Here is a 2370-nt window from a genome sequence, read left to right as displayed (position 1 = left end):
GAGGTCGGCGACGGTCGATCCGGTCAGCTCAGGCCCACGACTTCCTGGGCGATCGCGGCCAGGCGAGTCTGCGCAGCCGAGACGACACCGTGCCGGTTCTTGTGCGCTTCCTCGTACGCCACGATGGCGCGCACGTCCGCCGGTTCGGTCAATTCCTTGACGGCAGTCACTGCTTCCGCGACGTTGAGGTCGTCGTAGCCGTCGATGGGCAGTTCGCCCGGTTCGAGGACCCCGGCCGCGGTACGAGCCGAATGCAGCACTTCCGCGACCCCGTCGGCTCCTTCGCGGCGGGTGACCTGCTCCGCGGTCTCGAGGGCGGCGTCTCGGGATGCGGTCAGGGTTTTCACGGCGACGTCGCCGGCCTGCGCGCCGCGGTTCAGCAGGTCACTGAGCGCCGGTGGGGTGGCGCGGACGGTGTCGAGAGCCCGGTCCAGGCCGCGGGCCGACCAGGACACCGGCGCGTTGACCAGCCGCACCGCGGTCCCGGCCACCGCCTGCAGCGGAGTGCGGCGCAGCGCCGCCGGCCCGCCCAAGGCATCCTCGGCGAGGACGGTGGTCAGCCAGTCCACGGTCGCCGAGTGGGCAGCGATCAGCCGGAACGCCAGGTTCTCGACCTCCTTCTTCTGAGCCGCGACCGCGAGCGCCTTGATGTAGCGGGCCCGGTCGAGGAGTTGGTGCTCGAGCGCGAGATCACCGAGCAGGGCCTCGTCGAACGGTTGGGCCTGCTCGACGATCGCCTTGACCGCGGCGGCGGCTCGCCCGAGGAACGGGCCGATCAACTCCGGGACGCCACCGAGTTCGCGGATCGCGGCCTCGATGGCCTCGGCGCGGGCGCGGCCGTTGTCGGCGTTCTCGGTCAGCTCCCGGCGCACGGCCTCGGTGCGGGCCTGCACTGTGCGGGTTTCGGCGATCTGAATTTCGGTGTGGGTCAGGTCGAGGACTGTGCGCAGCTGCGCCAGCAAAGTAGTGGTGCTTGATGTATTCGATGTGCTCATGCGGTTTTTCGCCCCTTCGGCATTTGACGGCATCGGGTCGGCGCAAGGTGCACCGCTGCCTCGCCTACCCAGCCCCGCCGAGGGGTAAGCGGCTGGACGGGGTCGAACAGGGGGAATTCGGCAACTGTTCACCAGCGACTCGCTTCCGACACGGCGTGGGTGATCCTCCACGTCCTCCTGTGACGTGCGTGAATCGGACCCGTTTCGGGTACGCCGAGGGAAGGACAGGCCCGATCCACGACCGGGAGTGGAGCCCTATCACGAAAGATGACGATGCCCATGACGTCGGTGCCCGAACCGCACCCGAACCTCCGGGTCGGTGTCCAACATGCCAGGGACGGACGGGAAACGCTGTCGGTGGCGGAAGGCATCCTGATCGCACTACGCCGTTGCAGTCCGACCGAGGCCTTCGACGAACTGCTCCGAGTCGCGCGCCGGCATCACCTCAGCGTGCTGACCGTCGCCCACGCCCTGGTCGATCTCGCAATCGACGCCCATCCCCCGCTGGGATCCGCGGAACGGCACACGAACGCATCCGAAGCGGTGACCGAGTGGGAGTCGCGTCTCGCGCACTGGCCAGGGTCTTCGCGGTGAAGAGAACAGCTGCTGACCGTAGGACACCCTGCCCGCCGGCAATGCCTCATCGGCGTCCCCCAGCGGTCGTCTGAGGCCCTCTCGCCTCGCCAGTCTGCTCGCCGCTCCTGTTGGCGGTCCCGCACCGCCGAGGCAGGATGTATCCATGTCGATGAACGAACCGTTCCTGCCGATCACCCACGTCGGTTCCGACGAGATCGACGCCGCCGACCCTGGGCTGGGTGCCCCCGGCACCCCCACACCGCCAACCACCGACGACGACACCGATGAGGCGGAGAACGAATTCGAGGACCGCATGGAACAGGCCCGCGGCGAGAAGCAGATCTTCCGCACCCCCGAACCGTCCCCCGACCGGCCCGCCTCGGATTGACTGTCACCGGCGCGAATCGGACAACCATCTCGCACCGTCAGCCGTCCGGTTCCTTGCCGGTTTCCGGGACGGGTGTCGACGACCTTGTGGGACCCACCGCGGATCCAGCCGATCCCCCACGCGACGCGTCGGATAATCCGCGGAAAATGCGGTGTCCGGAATCGGCGCCGCGGCAGCCGAGACGGCGCCGCTCGACCACTACTACCGCACCCCGCAGAAGATGGGACGCGGGAACGATCAGGACGACGGGAACGAGGACCACAACCACAGCAGCGAGCACTCCACGGCACCCCCAGGCCGACAGACAACACTGCGACCACACCACCCCCGAGCAGGTGGTCGCTGTGACCGGGTTGGTCGAAACGGTGCCATCGAAGTACCGACCCCCATTGGGGTTGCCGCGTTTGTGAT

At 68.3% G+C, this 2370-nt stretch carries 4 protein-coding genes; 2 read left to right on the top strand and 2 right to left on the bottom strand.

The genetic code is table 11. The annotated features are described in order from the left end of the window. Positions 1 to 23: 23 nt before the first annotated feature. A complete protein-coding gene (locus P3H15_RS53610) occupies positions 24 to 995 on the bottom strand; it encodes a ferritin-like domain-containing protein (protein ID WP_276144761.1) in 972 nt (323 codons plus the stop codon). 267 nt (positions 996 to 1262) lie between these two features. On the opposite strand from P3H15_RS53610, the gene P3H15_RS53605 reads away from it, so the two are divergent. Both P3H15_RS53605 and P3H15_RS53600 read left to right on the top strand, forming a co-directional pair. Further along, positions 1263 to 1589, top strand: a complete 327-nt coding sequence (locus tag P3H15_RS53605; protein WP_276144760.1) for an ANTAR domain-containing protein — start codon at positions 1263 to 1265, stop codon at positions 1587 to 1589. Positions 1590 to 1734: 145 nt separating this feature from the next. Then, entirely contained in the window at positions 1735 to 1959 is a 225-nt protein-coding gene (locus P3H15_RS53600; RefSeq protein ID WP_276144759.1) for a hypothetical protein, read from the top strand. A 37-nt stretch (positions 1960 to 1996) separates the two neighbouring features. Here the strand turns inward: P3H15_RS53600 and P3H15_RS53595 are convergent. Beyond that, a partial coding sequence (locus P3H15_RS53595) for a hypothetical protein (RefSeq protein WP_276144758.1) occupies positions 1997 to 2370 on the bottom strand: 374 nt, incomplete at its 5' end.

This window comes from Rhodococcus sp. T2V (genome assembly GCF_029269925.1).
Lineage (GTDB): Bacteria > Actinomycetota > Actinomycetes > Mycobacteriales > Mycobacteriaceae > Rhodococcus_F > Rhodococcus_F koreensis.
Note: the sequence above shows the minus strand (reverse complement) of the source record. Positions and strands in the feature narration are given on the sequence as shown.

Bases quoted from the DNA above. Each gene is read 5' to 3' on its own strand.
- P3H15_RS53605 (WP_276144760.1), top strand. From the start codon at position 1,263: ATGACGATGCCCATGACGTCGGTGCCCGAACCGCACCCGAACCTCCGG.
- P3H15_RS53600 (WP_276144759.1), top strand. From the start codon at position 1,735: ATGTCGATGAACGAACCGTTCCTGCCGATCACCCACGTCGGTTCCGAC.
- P3H15_RS53610 (WP_276144761.1), bottom strand. From the start codon at position 995: ATGAGCACATCGAATACATCAAGCACCACTACTTTGCTGGCGCAGCTG.